Source organism: Azospirillum sp. B4 (assembly GCF_000333275.1).
Classification (GTDB): domain Bacteria; phylum Pseudomonadota; class Alphaproteobacteria; order Azospirillales; family Azospirillaceae; genus Nitrospirillum.
This window is the reverse complement of sequence record NZ_BACU01000527.1, coordinates 44,006-66,348: the sequence shown is the minus strand read 5'-3', so window position 1 is coordinate 66,348 and position 22,343 is coordinate 44,006. Positions and strand designations below refer to the sequence as shown.

The following is a 22,343-nucleotide window of genomic DNA, read 5'->3' as shown; positions in this document are numbered from 1 at the left end:
CCCATCGGAACGGCCATAGAACCGGGTCGTGGGTGAACCTTCTGGAGTGCACCATGATGTCGAGCGAAACCGAACGCGCGCCCTGCGGCAAGGCGGCGTCCCCCCCTTCTCCACAGCTGCCGCGAGGCTTGCCGCTGATCGATGGGCAATTGGCGGAGCCCCTAAGTCCGGGGCGGCTGATCGACGCCATCGATCCATCCACCGGCCGCACGATCACCCAGGTCCACACCTGCGGGCGCGCGGATGTGGACCGGGCCGTGATGGCGGCGCAGCGCTGTTTTGAAAGCCGCGCCTGGCGCGCAATGCGCCCCCTGGACCGCGGCAGGCTGCTGGAACGGCTGGCCCTGCTGGTGGAAGAGCATAGGGAGGAACTGGCAGTCCTGGAATCGCTGGACAGCGGCAAGCTGCTGGGCATCACCCGGGCGATCGATCTTCAGTTCATCATCGATGGCTTACGGCATTACGCCGGCTGGGCATCAAAGATCGCGGGTGAATATATCCAACACTCGCCGTTGGTGCCGGAGGATGCGGTCTATCGCGCCTATACCCAGCGCCGCCCCCTGGGCGTCGTCGGTGGCATCACGCCCTGGAACTTTCCCTTGGGCCAGGCCATCCAAAAGATCGCGCCGGCCATCGCCTTCGGGTGCACCGTCGTCCTCAAGCCGTCACCGGAAACGTCCCTGACCACGTTGCGGCTGGGCGAATTGATCCTGGAGGCCGGCTTTCCCGCTGGCGCGGTGAACATCGTGACCGGCGACGGCGCGGAGGTTGGCGCCACCCTGGTCAACCATCCGGCCGTGCGCAAGATCGCCTTCACCGGCTCCACCGCCACCGGCCAGAGCATCCTGGCCGCCTCGGTTGGAACCATGAAACGGGTAACTCTGGAATTGGGGGGCAAGTCGCCGACCATCATCCTCGCTGATGCCGACCTGGATCGAGCCATCCCCGGGGCGGCGGCGGCCATCTTCGCCAACTCGGGTCAGATTTGCACCGCTGGCTCGCGGCTGCTGGTCGAGGCACCGATCTATGACACGGTGATCGAGGGGATCTGCGATATCGCGCGCGGCCTGAAGGTCGGCCCGGCATTCGATCCCGCCACCCAGATGGGTCCCCTCATTTCAGCGCAGCACCGCCGACGGGTTGACTCCATGGTGGGGAATGGCCTGGCCGAGGGCGCCGTGGCATTGGCCGGCGGCGGCGCGGCCGAGGGCGACGGCTGGTTCTACAAGCCCACGGTGCTCGGCGCTGTCTCGGCGCAGATGTCGGTCATGCGGGAGGAGATCTTCGGGCCGGTGGTTTGTGCGGTGCGCGTCGACGACCCTGGCGACATCGTCCGCATCGCCAACGACACGCCCTTCGGCCTGGCCGCCAGCATTTGGACACGCGACCTTGACCGGGCGCACCTGCTGGCGGACCGGATCGACGCCGGCACGGTGTGGCTGAACACGCACAATGTGCTGGACCTCGCCATGCCCTTCGGCGGCCACAAGCTGTCCGGCCTCGGCCATGAGTTCGGCAATGACGCGATGCAGGCATATACGGAACCCAAGGCCGTGTGCATGCGGCTTGATCCCGGTTCGATGCGCTACTGAGAACGTGTCGCTGGCGGCTGCCCCTCTCGGGCCGTCCGGCGACACCATCAAGGCCCGCCGCGTTTTGCCCGAAGCGCGGCGGGCCTTATTTTTGTCCCCCGGAACCGATCACCCTTTAAAATCGGTCCAATCGGTAAGGGGTCGGATCGACAAGGGGGGCCGATCCCATGACCAGGTCGGCCGCGAGTTGGCCGGCGGCCGGGCCCGTTCCAAAGCCGTGGCCGGAGAAGCCGGAGGCCAGGATCAGGCCCGGAATCCGGTCCACCGGGCCAATGACCGGCAGCGAGTCCGGCGTCACGTCGATCATCCCCCCCCAGGCTTGCGCCACCAAGGCCTTATGAAACGTGGGCCAGGCCGCCGCGAGGTTGATCATGGCCTCCTTGTTAAGGTGCGCGTTGACCGGCGGATCCATCGTGCGGATCCGTTCAAACGGGGAGACCGAACCCGGCCCCCAGCGCCGCGGTAGTGCCAGATCGCTCAAGAAGTCCTTGCCGAGGGTGACGCGCAGGTTCCGCCACTGCGCTATCAGCGTCGAAAGATACCGGGGGCCGATCAGCAGATGATCAAGCAGCAGCGGCGCGAACAGGGCGCCCCTTTGCGTGATGGTGTAGCCGCCATCGTGGCGCTTGCGGAAAGAAAAGTCGGGGCCGCCCACGGCGATATCGGTTGGCCCCGCCATGGGAGCGGTGCGCAACACGGACGCGACCAGGGGCAAGGTCAGCAGTTGGACCCCAAGATTGCCCAGGAAGCGCCGCGACCAGACGCCGCCAGCAAGAATGACCTGCCCGCAACGTATTTCCCCGCGCTCCGTCACGACGCCGCCGACCTTCCCCGCAACCATCGACAGTGTGCGGACGGCGCAATTCTCGACGATGACCGCGCCCTTCGCCATCGCCGCCCGGGCGATCACGCTGGACGCGATCGTGGGCTCGGCACGAGCGTCCGACGGGGTGTAAATTCCGCCGACGAACGGCTCCGCCCCGCCCGGCACCATCTCCGTGATCTCGCGCGGCGTCAGCAGCCGGCTGTCGAGAGAGACCCCTTTGACGGAGTCCAACCAGCGTTCATGGGCGGCCATCTCCGCCGGCGTGCGGGCGACGTACATGATGCCGGCTTGGCGATAGCCACAGTCGCTACCGACACGCCCCGGCATCTCCGCCCAAAGGTTTTCGGCGGCCAGCGCCATCGGCAGATCCGGCACCGACCGCAGCATCTTGCGCACCCAGCCGAGATTCCGGGACGATTGTTCGCCGGCAATGCGGCCCTTTTCCAGCACCACCACCGGAACACCCCGTTCCGCCAGCGTAAGCGCCGCCACCAACCCGACGATGCCTCCGCCAATGACGACGACCGTGGTTACCGATGGAAAATCTGATGAGGTTTCTACCGGAATTATATCAGGAGCCATGGTCCATTTCTTCGAACTGGATGGTGGCGTCACGGTCAGAGGGTGATCCGCATTTCCTTGACGGTCGCCTTCGACGCGCCGCGCCAGGCCGTCACCTCGATCTCCACCTTGTATTGAAGCGAGCCCAGCGGCGGGCACGTCATGGTCAATGTCGGGTTGATCCCCCGCATCCGGTTGCCGTACGCGGTCATGACGGTTTCCACGTCCTCGGGGAACTGCACGAAAACCCGCGCGGCGACCACGTCTTCCAGCGTCGCATCGACGGCGGCCAATGCGCCCTCGATGTTGCTCAGGGCCTGCAGGGCCTGCTCGGCCGGATCATCGGGCAGTACCTTGGTGCGCGGGTTGCGGCCGGCGGTGTTGGACACGAAGATCAGATCATCGACGGCGACCAGGCGCGAATAACTGCCATGGTCCTCGAATTTGTTTCCTGTCTTGATCTTGATGATATCGGGCATCTCATTCTCCCAGGCGGTAAGGGATGTATTGGTGGGCCGGGCCGGAGCCCTCATCGCAACGCGGGTTCGTCCCACAGGGGGAGGCGCATGCCGATCCCTTTGGCCAGGGCATTGCGATAAACCTGCGTGCCCCACGCGACGTCCTCCACCGCCATGCCGCCAACCGACAGGATGATGATCTCGTCATCGTTGCGGCGGCCGGGCGCGTCGCCAGCGGCAATCCGGCCAAGGTCTTCCAATTGCCCGCGCGCGACGCGGCCTTCGTCCACCAGATCGAAAAAGCGCACGCCGACCGCCGGGATGAGCTTATGGACAGGCTTGGGGTTTTCCGCCTGATAGGTTTCATAGAGGCCGGTAAAATCCAGCACCTTGCGGATTTCCGGCGCTTCCATGCCTTCATCGATATTGCAGGGCGCCGGCATCGACAGGAAGGTGCCGGGGCTGACCCAGTCGCGCCGCACCGTCGGGTACTTCGACGGGTCACCCGTCGCAACCGATGCGCAGAAGGTGGCGATGTCGGAACCGCGCACCACCTCCTCATCGGTATCAACCACCTTCACGGTGGTGATCTGCGGATAGGTCTGCTTCAGCCAGGCGAGGAAAGCGTCAACGTTCTTCCGGCCCCGCCCCTTCACCTTGATGGTGTCGATATGGGGACAGGTCGCCATGAACGCCGCAAGCGAGGTCCTGGCCATCACCCCCGGGCCCAAGATGCCAACCACGCGTGACTCCTTACGCGCCAGATGACGGGCCCCCACCCCGGGAACCGCGCCGGTGCGATAGGCCGAGAGCAGGTTGGCCGACATCACGGCCAAAGGCGCGCCCGTATCGGCATCATTGAGGATGAACATCAGGATTGATCGGGGCAGCCCCTTGTCCCGATTCTCAATGTTGGAGCCGTACCATTTCATACCGGCGGTGCGGAATTCCCCCCCCAGATACGCGGGCATGGCCATGAACCGGCGATCCGCCGTCGGCTTCGGCATGTCCGGAAAGGGGGAGTCTTCCGGAAAGACCACGATGGCGCCGTGCGAATTGCTGTCCGGTCCCGCCATGCGATAGTCGCCAGCGTGGAGCAAACGGAACATCTCCTCCATTGTGTCGACGCAGGCCGCCATATCGGTCACGCCGGCCCGGATCATGTCCGGTTCGGAAAGGTAGATGAAATCTATCTTAGGCAAGGTATTCATGGGTCCAGCTCGGCAAAGAGGCGATTACTGTTGACACGGGCACCCCCAAACGCCGCGCGCGGTTGCAACGGCGGGACTGGATGCCAGTTGATGGAACCGCTCAGGACAAAATGACCGTGGCGAACGTCTCCCTCTATCCTTGCGGCCATTGGGCGTTATCGCCGGGAAGGGGTCTTAGTCCTGTGCGGACGAAGAACAATTTCAATGAAGGGGGAGACTGTGTAAATTGCAGGGGTGGACCGCTGCTTTGCAGAATCGGTCAGGGGAGGTTTCCGCTGAATGTCGAAAAGCGCTGAGCCGCCGGATGAGGCCGTCGTCACAATGACCGATCAGCCAACGATCCGCGTGCTGTTCCTCCCCGCGTTGCTCAATGTCCTGTCCGACATGGACGACCGCATCGACCCCTTGTTGCGGGAGCACGGCTTCTTTCGGGCACAATTGGATAAACCCTACGAGCGCGTGCCCTTGCATCGCTATGTCGCGCTGCTGGAACAGGCGGCTGCGAAGCTCCAACGGCCGAACCTTGGCCTGGAGATGGGACGATCGTTCGGGCTTGCGGACCTGGGACCGTTCCATGCCCTGCTGCGCGCTTCCGGGACGCTGCGCGTCGCGCTGGACTATCTGGCGCTGTTCCAATCGCGCCTGCAGAGCAAGACCTCGTTCGACAGCCAAGTCGGCCCCGATTGCACCACCTACAGTTATCGCATCGAAGACGTGCGAATTTGGCCCCGGCAACAGGACGCGGAATTTGCGATATCGGGATATGCCAACCTGATACGGCAGCTCACCTCCGCCAAATGGTTCCCGGCCGAGGTCCATTTCGAACATCCGATCACCGGCCGCGAAGAGTTCCTTCCGCGCTTTTTCCGGGCCCCGGTGAGCGGCAACCAGGCGGCCAACGCCCTGGTCATACGCAACGAGGATCTGGACAGGCCGTTCATCAGCGCCCTGACTTCCGAGGACAAGAAGCTGAGGACGGTTCTGGAATCGCATCTGCTTGACCTGATGGGACCGGCGGCGACGTCAAGCGGCGGGTTGGCCGCCCAGACCAAGGACATCATCGCCCGCGGGCTGGGCCGCACACGGGTCGACTGCGCCCTGGCGGCGGCGGAATTGAATCTTTCCGAACGCTCCCTGCGCCGGCGGCTGATGGAGGAAGGCACCTCCTTCCGGACCCTGCTGCAGGAGGCGCGGCAGGAGCGGGCGAGGTCGATGCTGAAGACCGCCGACCTTCCACTCTCCGTCGCGGCGGAACAACTGGGGTATTCGGATACGGCAACGTTCTCGCGCGCCTTCAAGGATTGGACGGGCGTTTCACCTGGGCGCTATTCAAAGAACACGCGATAGCGCCTGAGCGGACATCGCATTCCCCTTTGTTCCCCTGATAATCCGACGTGTCATTAACAAAACCTTTTTGAAGGGCTGCGATCCTTACTGTTAGGCTAGGATATTGCAGCGTCCAACCGCCGATGCGGCGCAGCACTGGACAGCTTTCCGCGACACCAAGGGCATATGCGCGGTCTGGGCGGCCGATGACAGGCCGCGATTGAATCGGAACTTGACCGTTTCAGAATGGAGCAAGGCGTGAAGGTCCCACGGTCAGGTGATACCCCTGTTTCTGCATCCGCATTTGAAGAGGAGGTGGCGAAATTCAGGGTGGCGCTGACCGCCGCCCGTTCAGCGGCCTTGCTGCAGCTGTTCGATTTCCTGGTCGAACGATCCAATGACGATCGCGCACCGAAGGAAATTGAAATCGCCTTCGCGGTGTTCGGTCGCAACGGTGACCCCGGCGCCATGTCGCAGTCGCTGGATTCCGGCGTTCGCGTGTACGTTCACAGGCTGAGAAAGCGGCTCCATGACTTCTACGCGGATCAGCCGGGTCCGAAGCTGGAAATTCCCAAAGGGGAATACCGCATCGTCCTGGCCCTGCCCCCCGACGTGCCCGCTGGTCACCCGCCCCGTCTCACACCGGAAAACTGGACTTGGCCGAAACTAGGCACACGGCCGCTTATGGTCATGTTCGGTATGTTGCTGATCTCGATCGTCGCCGGTTTCGCGATCTGGTTCCTGGGTCAGGGGCATTGGGCCGCGCGCGAGACGCAAGAGCAATTGCGGGCAACGGCCTTCTGGCGGCCGCTCGCGGCCGACAAGGAAGCGGCCCGGCTGGTGGTGGGCGACGCTTTCCTGGTCGCCGAAACCGAAGACCAGCGGGATATACAGCGCATGATCCAAGAGCCTGGCATCCGCTCACGCGAGGACCTCGGGACTTATCTCAAGACGCATCCCGACGCCTTTTACCGGCTCTATGATCTGGATTTGAACCTCGCGCCTGCCGGCACGGTGATCGCCGCGTGGACGGTACAGAACGCCGTCACCCGGTTCTATCCCGGCAGCCCCGATCTGGTGCGGTTGGTGCCCGCCTCGAAGCTTGATGCCGATATGCTTGAAACCGGAAACCTGATCTATGTCGGGCGCTTTTCCGACCTGGGGCGCGTTGCGGCGCCATTATTCCAGGTGGCCCATCTGCGGCCCGGCACTTCTTATAAGGAACTGGTGGATTCAACGTCCGGCAACCGATTTGTCGCCGATCTGGACGCCAGCCAGGAAAACAAGCCGCTGGTAGACTATGGCTACATCGCCAGCCTGTCTGGTCCCATGGGTCAGCATATTTTCGTGGCGGCTGGTATTGGCGACACGGCAGTTCAGAACATGGCGAATCTCATTTCGAATCCGAAACAATTGCAGGCCCTCGAATCCCACGCCGACATTCATGGGGATTATGAAGCCCTTTTCGAGATTCGCGCCATCAATGGCGTCGCCCTGGACCAGCGCCCGGTATTCGTCCGACCGCTCCATTGAACCATCGGCGCCCGCTTGCCCCATCCTGGCGGGGTGATTGTCGGCCCGTGGAACCGCGGCCCCGGGTAATCCACTTGGACAAGCCGCCGTTTTGCTTTAAACCTAAAATAACCCGGGCGAGAGTCCGGGGCCCACACGCTTGCCGGCAAGCTGGCGCAAACGGGCCCGTTCCTTCCCTTCAGACGCTAGAGTTCACATGACCGCTGACAGCGACACGAGCGACGAGCGCTCCCCCATCGGGGCTGGTTCCACGGAACTGCGCATGTGGATCCGATTGCTCAGTTGCGCCAAGATTGGCGAAAAGCGCCTGAGGCGCAATTTCGAAGAACAATTCGACACCACACTGCCGCGTTTCGATGTCATGGCCGCGCTTTATCGCGTGCCGGAAGGTCTCAGCATGAGTGCCCTGTCCCGGGCGCTTCTGGTTTCAAACGGGAATGTGACCGCGATCGTGCGCCAGCTGCAGGCGCAGGGCTTGGTGCAGTCGGCGGTTGACCCGCAGGACGCGCGCTCCGCGATCGTGTCCCTGACCAAGGCCGGACGCACGCGGTTCCTCACCCTTGCCGAAGCGCATCACCAATGGATCGCGGATGCCTTCAGCAATTTCCCTGCGGAGCGAATGACGGCCCTGCTTGAGCTGCTGACAGACCTGCGGGCGCTTCTTTCCAAAGAGAACTGACATGCCTTTCGAAACCACCACCCAGGTCCGCTTCTCGCACATCGACGCGGCCGGCATTGTCTTTTATCCGCGCTATTTCGAGATGTTGAACGCGGCGGTCGAGGATTGGTGCGCGCAGGCACTGGGCCAGGACTTCAGGACCCTGCACCTTCATCGCGGCATCGGAGTGCCGACCGTCAAACTCGATGTCGAGTTCGTCTCCCCTAGCGAACTGGGCGACGTGCTGACGATCACCCTGTCGCCGCGCGAAGTCGGCCGCAGCAGTTGCCAACTGCATGTCGTGTTTGCCGGGGAGGAACGAGTTAGATTGCGGGCCAATGTCGTCCTGGTCTGCATGGACCTGGAAGCCCGGCGGGCGACGCCATGGCCGGAGGAGATGCGGACCCACATTCTGGAGGGGATTGCCCGCGCGATGTAAGCGGGCCGATGCCCGGCTTACCCATGCCCAACCGCCGCCCCCACAGCGTCAGGGGCGGCGGCGATAAGGATGAAACGAAGGTGCGGTCAGAACAGGATGTCCAGCGTGAACCCGATCCAACGCCCGATGTAAATCACTGCGACCCATAACAGGAGTGACGTCACACCGGCCACGCGTGCGGCGGTCGGCGGCGGCATCACGGTGTCCCAGGCGGCGATGCGGCGATGGGTGGTCACATGGAAAACCGCCATGTTGATGCCTGCCGCCAGAATCACCAACAGCTTGAGACGGAACTGGGTGTTATTCGCATACGCCGGGGCGTTGGCGGTGAACAGCAGGCATCCTGTCGCCACGGCCAGGATGAAGGCCCCCCAGGTAAAGGGCAGCAGTTCAGCGATAAGCTTGTTGGCGCCACGCCGATGCGACGCGAAGCCGAGCAAGCGCAGATCCACGATCATGATTGTGCCGAAAACCAAGGTGATCGCCACGACATGCAGCGATTCAATGATGGGGAAAATCGCGGGGTTCTGGCGAATCCATAGGGAAAGTCCGGAATTCTGGATACTCTGAAGGACGGTCTGCAAGGACATGATGGGCCCCCTGGCTTACTTCGATTATGGTCGCGCGCGACGGAATGGCATCAGGTGTAGGCGATGAAGCGGCCGCAAAAGATCACGACCGTCCACAACACCAGCGACAGCCAGGCGACCGGCTTGGTCATGGCCGACTTGTCGGAACCATTGCCCGCCGGTGGGGACTGAAGCAGCGGCTTTTGGAAGACCAGCGTCAGCACAAAGGCGATCAGGACCAGCGCCATCTTGGTCCAGAAGACCGCGTTGTTAAGGGTACGGCCCGGTTCGGCCACGATCAGCACAAGGCCCGTCAGCAGCAAAATGCCCAAAGCGGACCACATCCGGGGCAGATACCGGCGGATGATCGCCGGGGATGCTTCATCTGCGGCGAACACCCCCGCCAGCCGCAGATTGGAAACCAGCGCCGAGCCGACCAGAACCGCGATGGAAAGGATATGGACCGCCTGCACCGTAGGAATGATCCAAACGGTCTCGCGGATGGTGGCGGCAACGGGCGTGGTATAAAGCCACTGGCCGAATGTTTGTATGGACATCCCTCAAACTCCCCCTGATGGGTGATGGGCAGCGCGGCGGCCGATGGGCCGGGCCCCGCCCAATGTTTCTCTGTTGACGGCGGTCGTTCGGTGCCCGACGCGTAACGACCATCCCGCCACCAGGAATACCGGCATCGCCCCCCATCCCCGCACGGTGAAACGGTTTGATACGGGAACAACGCGCCGTGAAACGGTGGCGATGTCGGTGCCGTCGCCCAACCATGCGCGAGTGGATGGAGGCCGACCGCAGCCTCAAACGGTCAAGGCGATTACGCGCAGTGGGCTGCCCGAACCACCCTTGATCTTGAGCGGCATCGCCATCACCAGCGCACCGAAGGCGGGCAACTGGTCAAGGTTGGTGAGGCATTGCAGGCCAAAGCGCCCGTTGCCATGCAGGATGGAATGCGCCGGCAGGGGCTCATCGAAATGCGCGGCCTGCCCGGCGTCTGTGCCGACGGTTTCAACACCCAGGCCGACACAGTCGCGGTCGTGCACCAGGAAGCGCATGGCGGTCGCGTCCGGTCCGGGTGAATGGGCGCCATCCTCCCTGAGGTTGAGGTAGGACACGGTGCCTACCCGCTTAGACCAATCACTGCGCAGCAGAATCCAGTGCCGGGGCGGGATCGGGCCATTGCGCGCCTCCCAATCGTCAAGAAAGGCGCGGGTCAGGATGAAATCCTCGTCGGCGGCGGCCTCCCGGCTGATATCAATGACCACGGCGGGATGGATGAAGTCTTCGGGCCGCACCTCGTCCACCGTCCCGTTCGGCACATCGCGGCCCGTGATCCAATGCGCCGGCGCGTCGAAATGCGTGCCGGTGTGCTCATTCATCGAAATATTGTTCCAGTACCAGGCGGGGCCGTTCCCGTCATAACGCGACACCGTTTCCATCCGGAATGGCTCGCACTGGCCGAACTCCGATGGCAGGACGATGACCGGAAAGTCCGGCGAAAGCGTGTTGGTCAGATCGACGGCACGGAGCCGCTGCGACGCGATGCCGGCGACCAGACCGGCAAGTATGGGGTCCATCGCGGTCATAGGTTCCTCTCCCTGATGTAAAGCGCGGGATCAGCCAGCCAGCGGTCCATGGCATCGACGGCGACGTCACCGACGCATGAGACCTCCCGCCCCGTTTCAAGCGCCGTGATGATTTCCCGGGCAAGCCGGGCCGGGGCGACCTTGGGGGGCGGGACGGACTGGTGATCCTCGTCATCGCTGGGTCCGGTGAAGACCGACAGCACCCGAACCCCGGTAGCGCGCATTTCGTGACGGAAGCTCTGCAAGAGCGCATGGCGGGCCGCCTCACCGGCGGCATAGCCGGCGAAGGCGGCATCACCGGCCAGCGCCTGCGCCGAGAGGATATCGACGAAGGCAGCGGACGGCCGCCCCTGCAACAGGGGCGCGCTGGCCTGCACCAGGCGCATCAACCCCAGAACGGCGACGTCCAGCATCCGCCTCTGCTCCACAAGGTTGCCGTCCGCACTGACGCCGCCGCCCCGCACCAGACGTGCGGTGTTGATGACGATGTCCAAGGGACCGGGGATCTTGCTGATGCACTCCGCAACCATGACCGGGTCGGTGAGGTCGAGGGGGATAGGCTGAACCCGCTCCATCCCCAATAGGCTATCCGACAGGTCCGCGATCCGTGCGGGCGGGGCCAGTCCGGCGACGATGTGGCCAGCGCCGGCCGCGTGAAGCGCCTGAACAAGGGCGCGGCCGATCGCCCCGCGGGCGTCGCTGACCAGGATCGTGCAGTCCTTCACCGGAACGACGAATTCGCGCCATTGCCGATCGCTCATGTCAGGTTCCTTTCCGGCGGGCAAGGCGAAGAGCGCCGCGTTACCGCCCCTGTCCAGCATCAGCCGCATTTCCGCCTGGTCGCCCGCCGTCAACCCCGCATGCAGGTGGGCGAGCGCGACGGGGCCGGCATCCAGCGCCACCGTGCCCATGCGCCAGGGCAATTGACCGCGGAAGTAAAGGTCCGTTGAAACGCGGATGGTGGTGACCGACAGGACACGGGCACCGCGCCCATGGTCGGCCCAGCGCAATTCACCCCAGCAACGCGGGCAGACGTCACGAGGCGGATAGGTGACCGCGCCGCAATCCACGCAGCCCTGCAACACGAAGCGCCCCATGGCCGCCCTGGCGGCCATGGCATGCATCGCGCGGCTGCGCGCGCCGGGCTGGACATGCCGTTCCTTGCGCCGGGCAAGCGGGTCACGCTTCTCACGGCTCATCGGCAGGCCTCAATGATGGCGGCGGCGGTACACACGCCGCGGTCGTAGTTCACCAGGCCAAATCCCGATATCGCCGCGATATCGGCATCCGGCACCTGGGCCCCCAACGGCTGTCGCAGCACTTGGCGCAACCCTTCGGTCACGTTCTGAAAACCGCCCGCCGCCCCCGCCTGGCCCAGCGACAACTGGCCCCCGTTGGTGTTCAGCGGCAGGTCACCGTCTATCTCGAAGCGGGTCGCGCGGATGAATTCCGCAGCCCGGCCCTTGGCACAAAAGCCCAGATCCTCAAGCTGCATCGCCACGATCACCGGATAGTCGTCATAGGCCTGAAGCGTATCGACATCGGCCGGGGCAACGCCGGCCATCGCCCAAAGGGACTCCGCGTCCATCGCCCACCCCCCCCGCAGTTGAACGGCATCATCCAGATAGGCGTTGTGCCGCTCGATCGTCGCCAGGACGCGGGCCGCCCCCAGGCCGTACCGCGCGGCGATTTCCGGTGTCGTCACGATGAATGCCTCCGCCCCGGCGCAGGGCATCACGCAGTCGAAGAGATGGACCGGATCGGAAATGGGCCGGGCGCGCAGATAGTCGTCCAGGGTCAGTTCCCCCCGCTGCAGGGCGAGCGGATTGGAACGCGCGTTGCGGCGCTGGGCGACACACAGTTTGCCGAAGTCGTCACGGGTGACACCGTAGGCGCGCATGTAGACGTCGGTGATGAGAGCGAAGGTCGCGTTCGGACCGCCGAAGCCATAGGGATAAACGGCATCCTGGGAAAAGCGGGAGAACGCCGCCAGGGTATGGCGGAAACTATCGAGGTGATTGGTGTCCGCGGCCACGCAGGCGATAATGTCGGCATCGCCGCATTGCACCGCGCGGGCGGCACGGCGAAGCGCCATGATCCCGCTCGCACCGCCGGTCGGAATATGGTCCAGCCAGCGTGGGGAAAGGCCCAGATGTTGGACCAGGCCAACCGCCGTGTCCGGCATCGCCGAAAAGCTGGCGAAGCAGAAGCCGTCGATATCGGCAGGGCCTAGGCCGGTGCTTTCGGCCAAACAGCGCATGGCCCGCCCGGCCCACCAGTGGGCGGTCTGATCGGAATACCGCTGGTAGGGCACCGTCACCGGCGCGCAAAGCACGACACCATCGTAGGGAGTCCGGGCGCGCGTCATGTCTGCCGCCGCTTCAGCGCGCGCGTGTCGATGAACGTACCCTGGCTCATTTTCTCGGCGACCAGCGCCTTGAGCGCCGCCCGCAGGATTTTCTCCGTCGGCGTCCGTGGCAGTTCCGTCACGAAGGCGACCCAGCCCGGCACCTTGTAATAGGCCAATTGCCCCAGGGTCCACCGCACGATTTCCTCCGCCACCTCTTGGCCGGCATTGGCGGCGGGCGTCACGATCAGCGCCGCGACCTCATCGCCGCGCACAGCGTCGGGTGTGGCGGCGACGGCGGCCTGCTTCACCAGCGGATGCTTCATCAGGACGGCCTCGACCTCGACCGCGGCGATGTTTTCGCCAGAGCGGCGGATGACGTTCTTCTTGCGATCCACAAAGTGAAGGTCGCCGTCCTCGTCACGCGCGACGATATCGCCGGTATGGAACCAGCCGCCCTGCCAGGCTTCCCCCGTCGCCCCGGGGTTCTTGAGGTACTCCTTGAAAAAGCCGTAACGGGGATCATCACCGACGCGCCGCACGAGCAACTCGCCGGGCGCGTTGGTAGCGACCTCGCACCCCGCATCATCGACAATGCGGATCTCGACATCCCCGGTCGGCCGGCCGAAGCAGTTGGTGCCGGTCTTGCGCGGCTCACGGCTGGCGCAAATGACACCGCCGCTGCCCGTCTCGGTCATCGCCCAGGCCTCGATCAAGGGAAAGCCGAAGCGTTCCTCAAAGGGGGCGTGAAGCTCGCGGGGCGTGCCGGCCCCAAAGCCGAAGCGCACCGCGTGGTTCCGGTCTTGGCTGCTCGCCGGCGCCGTCATCAGCATGGACGGCATGACCCCAAGGTAGTGCAGGCAGGTGGCACCACTTCGCCGCACGGAATCCCACCAGGTGGTGGGATGGAAGCGGTCCAGGACGGTCAGGCACCCACCAACGGTGACCATGGCCATCACCGATACCGCCATCGCGTTCATATGGAACAGCGGCAGGGGGGTGAGCATGCGCTCCTCCCCAAATCTCAATGAAATCAGTCCCCCGACATCACGATACCAGTCGCCGGAATGGAGGAAATATTCATTGGTCAGCACGCAACCCTTGGGATCCCCCGTGGTGCCGGAGGTGTAAAGCAGGGCCGCCTCCGTGGTCTGGTCCGGTGCCTCCGGATCAGGTGTCGGCCCCGGGATTGGCGGAAGCGGTTCCCCCGGCGGCAACGTGACCATGGCGCTGCCGATGGCCTGGGCCGCCGCGGCGACCTCCGCCCGCCGGTCATCCAGAACAATGGCCACGTCCATTTCCGAGTGGCCGATCAGATATTCGAGTTCACTGCGCCGCAGATCAGGATTGATCGGCACCACCGAGACGCCAAGCCCGTTCGCCGCGAACCAGAACTCGATGAAGTCCGGCCTGTTTCGCAGCAGCAGACCGATCCTGGCGCCCTTACCGAGCCCCGCAGCGCGCAGCGCCTCCTGCCGCGCCAGCACCCGCGCCAGCATGGTGGCATAGGTGATCTCGCCCGCGTCGATGCCGTATATGCCGGCCGTTTCGGGCAGCACGTTCAGGAACGGATTGCCGGAATATTTCACGGCAGCCACCGCGAACCTTGAAAAGACAGTTTCGCTGCTCACAACATCCTCACTCAAACAGGCGCGTCGCCTGATGGTCGATACGTACCGTCAAAAGTCGTCCGGCTTGGCGATCGGCACCAACCGAGCGGCATCCGCAGGCAGCAGATAGCCCTCGCTCACGGACCGTGATTTCGCCGCCTCGAACTTGCGGGCGTACGTGGCGAAATCGCCGTAGAGCGATCTCAACCTGTCCCGCGCGTAGGGCACCTTGGTGTCGTAGACCATGCCGCAACCGGTTTCCTGGTCGGTGAGGTAGGCCGCCGCCGGCACCTCGATCCACGCTGGGCGCACGCCCCCGATCATGTTCCCGGCTTCCGGATCCCGCGCGATGCCGCGACCCTCCCGCTTGAAACGGGGCGCTTTGGGCATCGGCTTGCCATCCCGGACCCAACGGTCCATCGCGTCGAGAAGGGCGGATACGACCATCTGCGCGGGCTCGTCATAAAGATGGCGGCAGCGCGGGTCCGTTTCCTTGCCTACATCCGCCGGCAAATCCTCAACTTCCTCGGTTCCGAGGTCGGCAAGACGCAGGTGGGAAACACCGGCCACCTCGTAATAGCGCAGGCGCGGGCGATCGCTGTCCGCCGGGACGGCGATCTGTTCGATCGCGTCGTGCATGGCCTCTGACTCGCTGTAGACGACCACGAACGGCGCATCGTCCGGCATATGACGGGGCACGCGGATGACGTCACCGCCCACCTCTCCGAAAGACATCTTGCCCGTCATGTAGGCGTCGATAAGGGGCCGTCCGTCCGGCATGCGCCATTGCTGATGGCGCCCTTGATCCAGGTAGTCCATCCAGACCTGCGCCGTCACCGCCCAGCTGTCGACATAGACGCGGCTGACCTCCAGCCCGCGCATCGGCCCATCCGGCAGGTTGGACTTGAGCGCCAAAGCGAGTTGCGCGCCGATGCCTTGGGACTGCGGAACGAAGGGGTCGGCATGGCCGCCCCGTTGGAACCGCACGGGATCGTAATACGTCCCCAGCGGAGCATAGCGCGCGTAGTCGAACCGGCGCATGAAGTCGAGGTTGAGATCCTGCGGTTCCGGATCGGGCCGCCAATCGGGATCGGTCGTGGTCTTGGGATCCTGCGCGGGCTTGTTGATGTTGAGGCTGTATCCCACCCATGCGTAGCCCTGCCGGATCAGATAGTCCTTGGTCAGAATCCAGCCGGCCCCGCGTTCACCGATCCAGGTGAAGGGTTCCATCACCACGGTGCCGTTGAACTTGCGCGGGTCCTTGGGCCTCCGCACCAGAATGCGGGTGATGTAAGGAAGCTGGAAAAGTATCGCCCCCTGCGCCGTGATCGCGGGCGCGACGCCCGACATGTAGTACTCGTCCTCGACATAGCCGCTCCCGCCGAGATCGGCATATTCGGTCCCGGGGTGGGTGGCCCGCAGCGCCGAGGACAGGGGCGGCTGGCCACTCGGCGGCACGGGAAGGATCACCGGCATGGCGGGCACCTCCCCCCATGCGACGCCCACCCAGCCGCCAAACAGGAGGAAGGCCAGGAAGGCCGCCGGAAAGCCCCGGCCGGTCATCAGCAGAAGGAGCGGATCGTGCGGATCAAGCCGTCCAGATCGCCCCCCTCCCCGTCCTTGATCGCTGTTTCGCGCAGGCGCCGGGCCCAGTCCGCCGCATCGTCGCGGTGGGCGAGACGGCGGATTTCCGCGACCACCGTGTCGAATTTCGACAGTCCCCGCGCGTGTGTGTCCGAATAGCCCTTGACCAGGCGGCGGCATTTCAGCACCTCCACGCCCAGGGCGTAGTCTTCGCGGACAAGATCGCCGGCGCAGCCGAGCCAGGCGTCGCGGTGGGCCACCTCCTCGGCATGCCGCAGCGAACGCCGCCGCAGCCAGCGCATCCCGCCCAGCGTATGGAGCACCAGGAACCAGACGGGCGAATAGGTCCGCACCCGGCGTCCCTTGTTCACCCGGCGGTCCAGCCAGGCATAGAGGGCATTCCGCCGCTTCAGCCAGCGCCCGAGCCCCGCTGGCAACAGACCGGCCATCTCCTCCATGCGGGGGTGCATGAATTCGGTGGTGGTCAGCACCTGGTGCGACCCCACCCCGACTTCCCGCACGATGCGGCTGCGCCGGCCGGGGCGGGTCTTGAGGTCGGCGACACGGATGACATCGTCATAGGCCATCGCGTTCGCAACATGCTTGGCCGCCGTCACGGTGAAGTCATGGCCCCGGGAGCCCCCGCCCACCTGCCGGTCGATGTCATACAGGCGGGTGAGAATTTCGAGATACTCGCGCCCGTAACGCTCATCCTGATAATCGACGACCTTGCGCAGGCCCGCCCACGCCATCGCCCAGGCGTCCTGAGGCAGCGACGTCCGCAGCAGATCGAGCAAGCCGGCCACGCGCGGATCGGCGGCAGACGACGGGACGACACCCAGCCCCGGTGCCGACGGAACGGGGACCGGATCAGCGGAGGGAGCCGGCTGTGCCGCCCGCTCAAAGGCCGCGTCGAAGGCCTTCAGGCTGGCGGCCACGCCCTTGCCGTCCTGCTTGATGACGGCATGATAGGCGTCGCGGTCGAAAGGAAGGGCCCTGGATCCGGCCAGCGCGCCGAACATGGCCGAAGAGATGACGCTGCCGTTGCGCGTCGCTAGTTCGTCCATGTTAAAGACGATCTGCTGGCGCGCCGTGACCCCGATGGCGTCAACCACGGCGCCACTGTCGGCGATGCCCTTGCCCGGCGCGCTTTTTTCCGAAATCGCGAAGGAGCGGTGGCTGGAGGCAATCAGGGTGGTCCGCTCGGGGGTGACGATGCCCCTGAGGATCGACCGCCCGGCCTCCATGAATTCCGACGCCAGCACGACGTCGACATCGCCCGGCGTCGGCATCTGCGCCAGAATGGGTGGGCGGCCCCCGGCGGGCGGCATCATTTCAATGTAATAAATGGTGGCGCCCGTGCGCTGCGCCACGCCGGGCACCGAGGTCGACTGCGCCACCCAGCCGGCATTTTCCGCCAACTGGACAATCCAGCCGGACAAGACGCCACCGCCCTGTCCCCCCATGGCGACGATGGCGATGGAAATGGGCCGCTCGGTCATGGCTCCGGCGGTGGCCAGCGGCAATTTGAGGATATTGTCCCCCATCACGCCACCTCGAACGCGATGCGATGGCGGGCACGCCGCTGCTGCAGAAAGCCGATCAAGGCCATCGCAAGGCGGGCTTTAGCCCTGTCCCACCAGGTTGGATTGTGGATCACCTCGGCCCGATAGAAGGAGGGGCAGAGGGCGGCCGCCTCTGAGACCTCGCCACAATTGCCGCAGCCGACACAGGAATTGTCGATCGCGGCCACGGGATCATCCCGCAAGGGGTCGTCAAGGTGTTTGACCGAGAGCGACGGGCAGCCGGACAACCGGATGCAGGCATGGTCGCCGGTGCATATATCCTCATCGACGCCGAAGCGCTCCTTGACCACGCGCTTGCCGGCCTTGATCGACTTCGCCGTGAGGGGCTTCTCCCGCCGCTGCCGGTTGAGCATGCATTCGGAAGAGGCGATGATGATCTTCGGCCCTTCCTCCTTCGTCGTCAGCGCCTCTTTCAGCACCGATCGCATCCTGCCCACATCGTAGGTGCGGTCGATCTCGCGCACCCAGGTGGCGCCCACGCCCCTGACCGCGTTCGATATCGGGTTGTTCGTCTGGCGATTTTTATTCCACGCGCGGGAGGAAAGGATGTCCTGGCCACCGGTCGCCGACGAATAGAAGTTGTCGACAATGACAAAGACGCCGTCGTGCTTGTTGAAAACGGCGTTCCCGATCCCGCTGGTCAGGCCGTTGTGCCAGAAGCCGCCATCGCCCATGACCGCGATCGAACGCTTGCCGCTGCCCTTGCTGAAGGCGGCGGCCGAGGCGGCCCCCAAGCCGAAGCCCATGGTCGTCGTGCCAATATTGAAGGGCGGCAGGATGGAGAACAGGTGGCAACCGATGTCCGCGGACACATGGTGCTCGCCCAGCTCCTGCTGCACCAGCTTCATGGCGGCGAAGATCGGCCGTTCGGGGCAGCCGGTGCACAGACCCGGCGGACGGGGCGGCACGACCGACCTCAACCGTTCGACCCTGGGATCCGCCAACACCGGGGCCGCATCGGGGACCGGTGGGCGATTACCCAGCAGGGCCGGAGAATGATCGTCAAGGAACGCCTGGATGCCCCGCGCCAGCGCCTGTATCGTGTAATCGCCGGCCATCGGCAGGACGTCCTTGCCGCGCACGCGCGTGGAGATGTCGCGGCGGCGCAGCACGGTGTTGAGGGCCTGCTCCAGATATTCCGGCTGCCCTTCCTCCACCATGAGGATGGCGTCCTTGCCCACCGAAAAATCGGCGATCTCGCTGTCGATCACCGGATAGGTGACGTTCATGACATACAGCGGCACCTGGGTATCGCCATAGGCGTCGGACAGGCCGAGATACTGCAAGGCGCGGATCACGTTGTTGTACATGCCGCCCTGCAAGGCGATACCGACCTTGCCCGCGGCCGGGCCGAACAGCTCGTTCAGCCGGTGCGTACGGATGAAATCGACCGCCGCCGGCAGGCGCCGCGCGATTTTTTCCCGCTCATGCTCATACGCCGCCGGGGGCAGCACGATGCGGCTGAGATCCCGCTTCGGCGCGTTCAGCGCGTCATCGATGGTGAAGGGCGGGCGGACATTGTCCTTGCACACGAAACTGCCATGCATGTGGCAGGTGCGGACCCGCACTTCCAGCATGACCGGCGTGTTCGAGGCTTCCGACAATTCGAAGCCGCGGGCGATCAAATTCACGATGCACGCATGGTCCGGTCGGGGGTCCAGCAGCCACATCTGCGACTTCATCGCAAATGCGTGCGTGCGCTCCTGCATGATGGAGGAGCCCTCGCCATAATCCTCGCCAATGATGACCAGGGCGCCGCCGGTGACCCCGCCGGATGCGAGATTGGCCAGCGCGTCGGAGGCCACGTTGGTCCCGACCGTGGACTTCCAGGCCACGGCGCCGCGCAGCGGATACATGACGGAGGCCGAAAGCATGGCCGCCGCCGTGGCCTCGTTCGCGGAACTTTGAAAATTCACGCCCAGTTCGTCGAGGATGTCCTTCGCATCGGCCAGGACATCCATGAGGTGGGAAATGGGGGAACCCTGGTATCCGCCCACATAAGAGACACCGGCCTGCAGCAGACCCTTGGTGATCGCCAGGATCGCCTCGCCCCGGAAAACGTCGCCGTCCCCCAGTCGCAGGTGCTCAACCTCCTTGGCGAAAGAACGCTCAGCCATGTCCGTCATCCATGAATATGCAGCCGCATATGTTTAAGTTTAAAGTATTCCGGTGGCCGTCACCCTACCGGCAGGGCCCTGGCCCTCAGGTGAGGATCAGGTCGACGCGTTGCGCGTTGAAGGAAAAGCCCGGCATGTACCGGTGCAGGAAATTCGCCTCGATCCCGGCCCGCGCCCGGGGGCCATCCGCCTTTTCCAGGGCGGCGGCCAGGCGATCTTCGTCCTTGGCGAACTCCCGGATGCCGTTGAGATCGGCCCAGACCAGCCAGAACGACATGCCGTCGGGCGCGACCCACTTGGGCGCGATCTGCGGACCATAAGCGCGCGCCGCAGCATCGCCGCCGGGCATCCAGGCCGTTTCCTCATAGACCTGCCGCCAGGGGCCCCACGGGGCCGAGGACACCCATAAGCCCAGGTAGCTGGGCTTGCCGAACTCGGTCCCGTCAGGCGCACAGCCAATGCCGGCGCTGGCCATCATGTACAGATCCAGCGCCGCGTTGTAGACGACACTGGGCAGCCAGGATTCCAGGACAAGGTCCCCCGGGAACAGGTTGGTGTGGTTGACCCATCCCTCCGGAAAGACATGCACCGGCACCCGATCCGCAATGTCCTTGACCCAGCGCGCGCCACCACCGGCCAGATGGCCGCCAAAGAACTCATAGGCGCGCCGATCCAGGATGTGCTCCACGCGCACCCGGGCCATGACGAGCTGGTTCATCAGGCCGTCACGGTTTCCATTCGGACTGTAGACATAGACATGGCCATCGCGGTTGGCGCTGTAATCCTGTCCCATCTGCAAGACCGACAGGAGGGAAAAGCAGCCATCCGGCTCACCAAAGAAGACGAACCGGTCACGGTTCTGTTCCCCCCAATCCTCCCACACCACCGGCAGGGAACCATCCTGGTTACGCCAGGTCCGCCCACCATCTTCCGAATGGATGAGCTTCGCCCCGGTCCAATGCCGCGGCCTGTCCTTGGCATCGTCAAGCGTGCTCAAAAACTGGTACAGACGGCCGCGCACCGATAATAGGCCAAAGCCATAGTAGGATGGCGCGCCCTCCGACCGCGCGGCGCGGTCGAGTTCCGGATAGCCCCGCATGTCGCCGAACGACGTGCCTGGGGCGGGCCCCTCCACGGTCCACAGCCGCGTATTATAAAAGGCCGCGGGGGGATCGGCCCAGCCGGTGCCGTCATTGACGGCCACGGCTTGGCGGTCGGCGGCGGTCCAGGTCATATGATAGCCATCACCCAGGCTGTCCGACAGCCGAATCGTGTCGTCGCGCCGGATGGCCGAACCAATGCCATGGGCGCGGCCGGCCGAGGCCCGTTCGCCGGCAAGGGTCGCGGGCGCGTACAGGGTGTGCGCCGCGCCGACCCCGGCCGCCAGGGCCTGCTTAAGAAAATTCCGTCTATGCGACATGCTGTCGTGCTCCCGGGAAAGGCGATTGGCTTGCCTCGGGGAAACGTACGCCTGCCGCGAAGGCGGCGGACGGCGCGGAAATGGCCGAAGGTCGGGCCCCGCCGAACGGCGGGCACGCCCCTGGCCCGTTACTTGATTTCGTTGGTCGATTTCATTTCAACGGTGCCATCCGACTTCACGTTGAACAGCGGATCTTCGCGGTCGCAGTAGTATTCCATGATCTGGTACTTGTCGTTCCGCTTGTAGCCGTAGGTAAAGCGGTAGGGCTCGACCAGCATCTTGGGGTCGTCGATGGTGATCTGATCTTCCATCTTGTCCGGAGCCGTCAGGCGGATACGCTCGGTGATCGCCATATCGCCGCTGTGAGGGATTTCGAAAAAGCGAACATCCTCCTTCACGCCGCGCGTCGTGACGACCAGGGTATCGCCCTCCCAATGGCCGACTGACATTCCATAGTAGGACGGCACCAGCTTGTTGAGGGGCGGCATCGGCCGGTCGAGATAAATCCGCCGCGTCTGGCTGAGGAACTCGGCCAGCACGGTCAGCCGCCCCTTGGTCTGGAGGAATTCCAACGGGAATATGGCCCCCATGATCGTCGGCATGCCTTCGGGCAAACACAGCGTGCTGGGATCGACCAGCGGCGTGCCCGCCTTGAGCTTGGCGTCGCGTTCCGCCCGGAGCTTTTTCCACTGGGTCGCGTACGGCTCCTTCAGGTTCGGTCCGTCGCCGGGCACCGGAAGTTCCTTGAAGGTGTTTTCATCACCAGCGAAGGGGTCGGGATATATTTCCCATACACCAGTCATATAGGGCTCCGCCGCATGGCGCGCGGGCGCCGCAGCGACATGCGCCACCGGCCCGGCGCAGAGCGCCGCCACGGCCACGGCGAGCATCAGGGGCTTCCCAAGCCTCAT

General features: G+C 64.5%; 19 protein-coding genes. 5 read left to right on the top strand and 14 right to left on the bottom strand.

All coding sequences use genetic code 11. The features are described from left to right. The first annotated feature begins 53 nt into the window (after window positions 1–53). The gene (locus I55_RS23025; RefSeq protein WP_049974428.1) at window positions 54–1,592 is read left to right on the top strand and encodes an aldehyde dehydrogenase; all 1,539 of its coding nucleotides are present in this window, start codon (window positions 54–56) and stop codon (window positions 1,590–1,592) included. A gap of 115 nt (window positions 1,593–1,707) precedes the next feature. Here I55_RS23025 and I55_RS23020 read toward each other — a convergent pair whose 3' ends face one another. The 3 genes from I55_RS23020 to I55_RS23010 are packed head-to-tail and all read right to left on the bottom strand — an operon-like array spanning window position 1,708 to window position 4,648. After that, window positions 1,708–3,000 carry an FAD-binding oxidoreductase gene (locus tag I55_RS23020; protein ID WP_044562925.1) on the bottom strand — a complete coding sequence of 431 codons (1,293 nt, stop codon included), beginning with the start codon at window positions 2,998–3,000 and terminating at the stop codon, window positions 1,708–1,710. Between the two features lie 35 nt (window positions 3,001–3,035). Then, window positions 3,036–3,458: a Rid family hydrolase gene (locus I55_RS23015; RefSeq protein WP_044562924.1), complete on the bottom strand. Its 423-nt coding sequence runs from the start codon at window positions 3,456–3,458 to the stop codon at window positions 3,036–3,038. A 50-nt stretch (window positions 3,459–3,508) separates the two neighbouring features. Then, window positions 3,509–4,648: a tyramine oxidase subunit B gene (locus I55_RS23010; RefSeq protein WP_044562923.1), complete on the bottom strand. Its 1,140-nt coding sequence runs from the start codon at window positions 4,646–4,648 to the stop codon at window positions 3,509–3,511. A 279-nt stretch (window positions 4,649–4,927) separates the two neighbouring features. Between I55_RS23010 and I55_RS23005 the strand changes: the two genes are divergently transcribed. The 4 genes from I55_RS23005 (at window position 4,928) to I55_RS22990 (ending at window position 8,604) form a co-directional block, all read left to right on the top strand. Beyond that, window positions 4,928–5,995: an AraC family transcriptional regulator gene (locus tag I55_RS23005; RefSeq protein ID WP_049974410.1), complete on the top strand. Its 1,068-nt coding sequence runs from the start codon at window positions 4,928–4,930 to the stop codon at window positions 5,993–5,995. A 225-nt stretch (window positions 5,996–6,220) separates the two neighbouring features. Continuing rightward, window positions 6,221–7,507, top strand: a complete 1,287-nt coding sequence (locus I55_RS23000; protein WP_148293920.1) for a hypothetical protein — start codon at window positions 6,221–6,223, stop codon at window positions 7,505–7,507. Window positions 7,508–7,703: 196 nt separating this feature from the next. Then, window positions 7,704–8,186 (top strand): MarR family winged helix-turn-helix transcriptional regulator, encoded by a 483-nt coding sequence (locus tag I55_RS22995; RefSeq protein ID WP_044562921.1) that lies wholly within the window; start codon window positions 7,704–7,706, stop codon window positions 8,184–8,186. 1 nt (window position 8,187) lies between these two features. After that, complete coding sequence (locus tag I55_RS22990; protein WP_044562920.1) at window positions 8,188–8,604, top strand: thioesterase family protein; 417 nt, start codon at window positions 8,188–8,190, stop codon at window positions 8,602–8,604. Between the two features lie 86 nt (window positions 8,605–8,690). On the opposite strand, the gene I55_RS22985 is transcribed toward I55_RS22990, so the two are convergent. From I55_RS22985 to I55_RS22935, 11 genes are all read right to left on the bottom strand, one after another. Next, window positions 8,691–9,194, bottom strand: a complete 504-nt coding sequence (locus I55_RS22985) for a DUF6644 family protein (RefSeq protein WP_044562919.1) — start codon at window positions 9,192–9,194, stop codon at window positions 8,691–8,693. A 50-nt stretch (window positions 9,195–9,244) separates the two neighbouring features. After that, window positions 9,245–9,730: a DUF6644 family protein gene (locus I55_RS22980; RefSeq protein ID WP_044562918.1), complete on the bottom strand. Its 486-nt coding sequence runs from the start codon at window positions 9,728–9,730 to the stop codon at window positions 9,245–9,247. A gap of 252 nt (window positions 9,731–9,982) precedes the next feature. Beyond that, window positions 9,983–10,768: a cyclase family protein gene (locus tag I55_RS22975; RefSeq protein ID WP_083901349.1), complete on the bottom strand. Its 786-nt coding sequence runs from the start codon at window positions 10,766–10,768 to the stop codon at window positions 9,983–9,985. Beyond that, a complete protein-coding gene (locus I55_RS22970) occupies window positions 10,765–11,967 on the bottom strand; it encodes an SDR family NAD(P)-dependent oxidoreductase (RefSeq protein WP_044562917.1) in 1,203 nt (400 codons plus the stop codon). Before I55_RS22970 ends, I55_RS22975 begins: the two co-directional genes overlap by 4 nt. Beyond that, window positions 11,964–13,136, bottom strand: coding sequence for a thiolase family protein (locus tag I55_RS22965; protein WP_044562916.1), 1,173 nt, complete (start codon window positions 13,134–13,136; stop codon window positions 11,964–11,966). Before I55_RS22965 ends, I55_RS22970 begins: the two co-directional genes overlap by 4 nt. Further along, window positions 13,133–14,746: an AMP-binding protein gene (locus tag I55_RS22960; RefSeq protein ID WP_044562915.1), complete on the bottom strand. Its 1,614-nt coding sequence runs from the start codon at window positions 14,744–14,746 to the stop codon at window positions 13,133–13,135. Before I55_RS22960 ends, I55_RS22965 begins: the two co-directional genes overlap by 4 nt. 48 nt (window positions 14,747–14,794) lie before the next feature. Further along, window positions 14,795–16,288: an alpha/beta hydrolase domain-containing protein gene (locus tag I55_RS22955; protein ID WP_199902693.1), complete on the bottom strand. Its 1,494-nt coding sequence runs from the start codon at window positions 16,286–16,288 to the stop codon at window positions 14,795–14,797. Further along, window positions 16,288–17,856: an indolepyruvate oxidoreductase subunit beta family protein gene (locus tag I55_RS22950; RefSeq protein WP_044562914.1), complete on the bottom strand. Its 1,569-nt coding sequence runs from the start codon at window positions 17,854–17,856 to the stop codon at window positions 16,288–16,290. Before I55_RS22950 ends, I55_RS22955 begins: the two co-directional genes overlap by 1 nt. Beyond that, entirely contained in the window at window positions 17,856–20,021 is a 2,166-nt protein-coding gene (locus I55_RS22945; protein WP_252181277.1) for an indolepyruvate ferredoxin oxidoreductase subunit alpha, read from the bottom strand. The genes I55_RS22950 and I55_RS22945 overlap by 1 nt, the downstream gene beginning before the upstream one ends. A 76-nt stretch (window positions 20,022–20,097) precedes the next feature. Next, on the bottom strand, window positions 20,098–21,432 hold the full coding sequence (locus I55_RS22940) for a DUF4185 domain-containing protein (RefSeq protein WP_252181276.1): 1,335 nt from the start codon (window positions 21,430–21,432) through the stop codon (window positions 20,098–20,100). A gap of 128 nt (window positions 21,433–21,560) precedes the next feature. After that, window positions 21,561–22,322 carry a hypothetical protein gene (locus I55_RS22935; RefSeq protein ID WP_252181275.1) on the bottom strand — a complete coding sequence of 254 codons (762 nt, stop codon included), beginning with the start codon at window positions 22,320–22,322 and terminating at the stop codon, window positions 21,561–21,563. Between the last annotated feature and the right edge of the window lie 21 nt (window positions 22,323–22,343).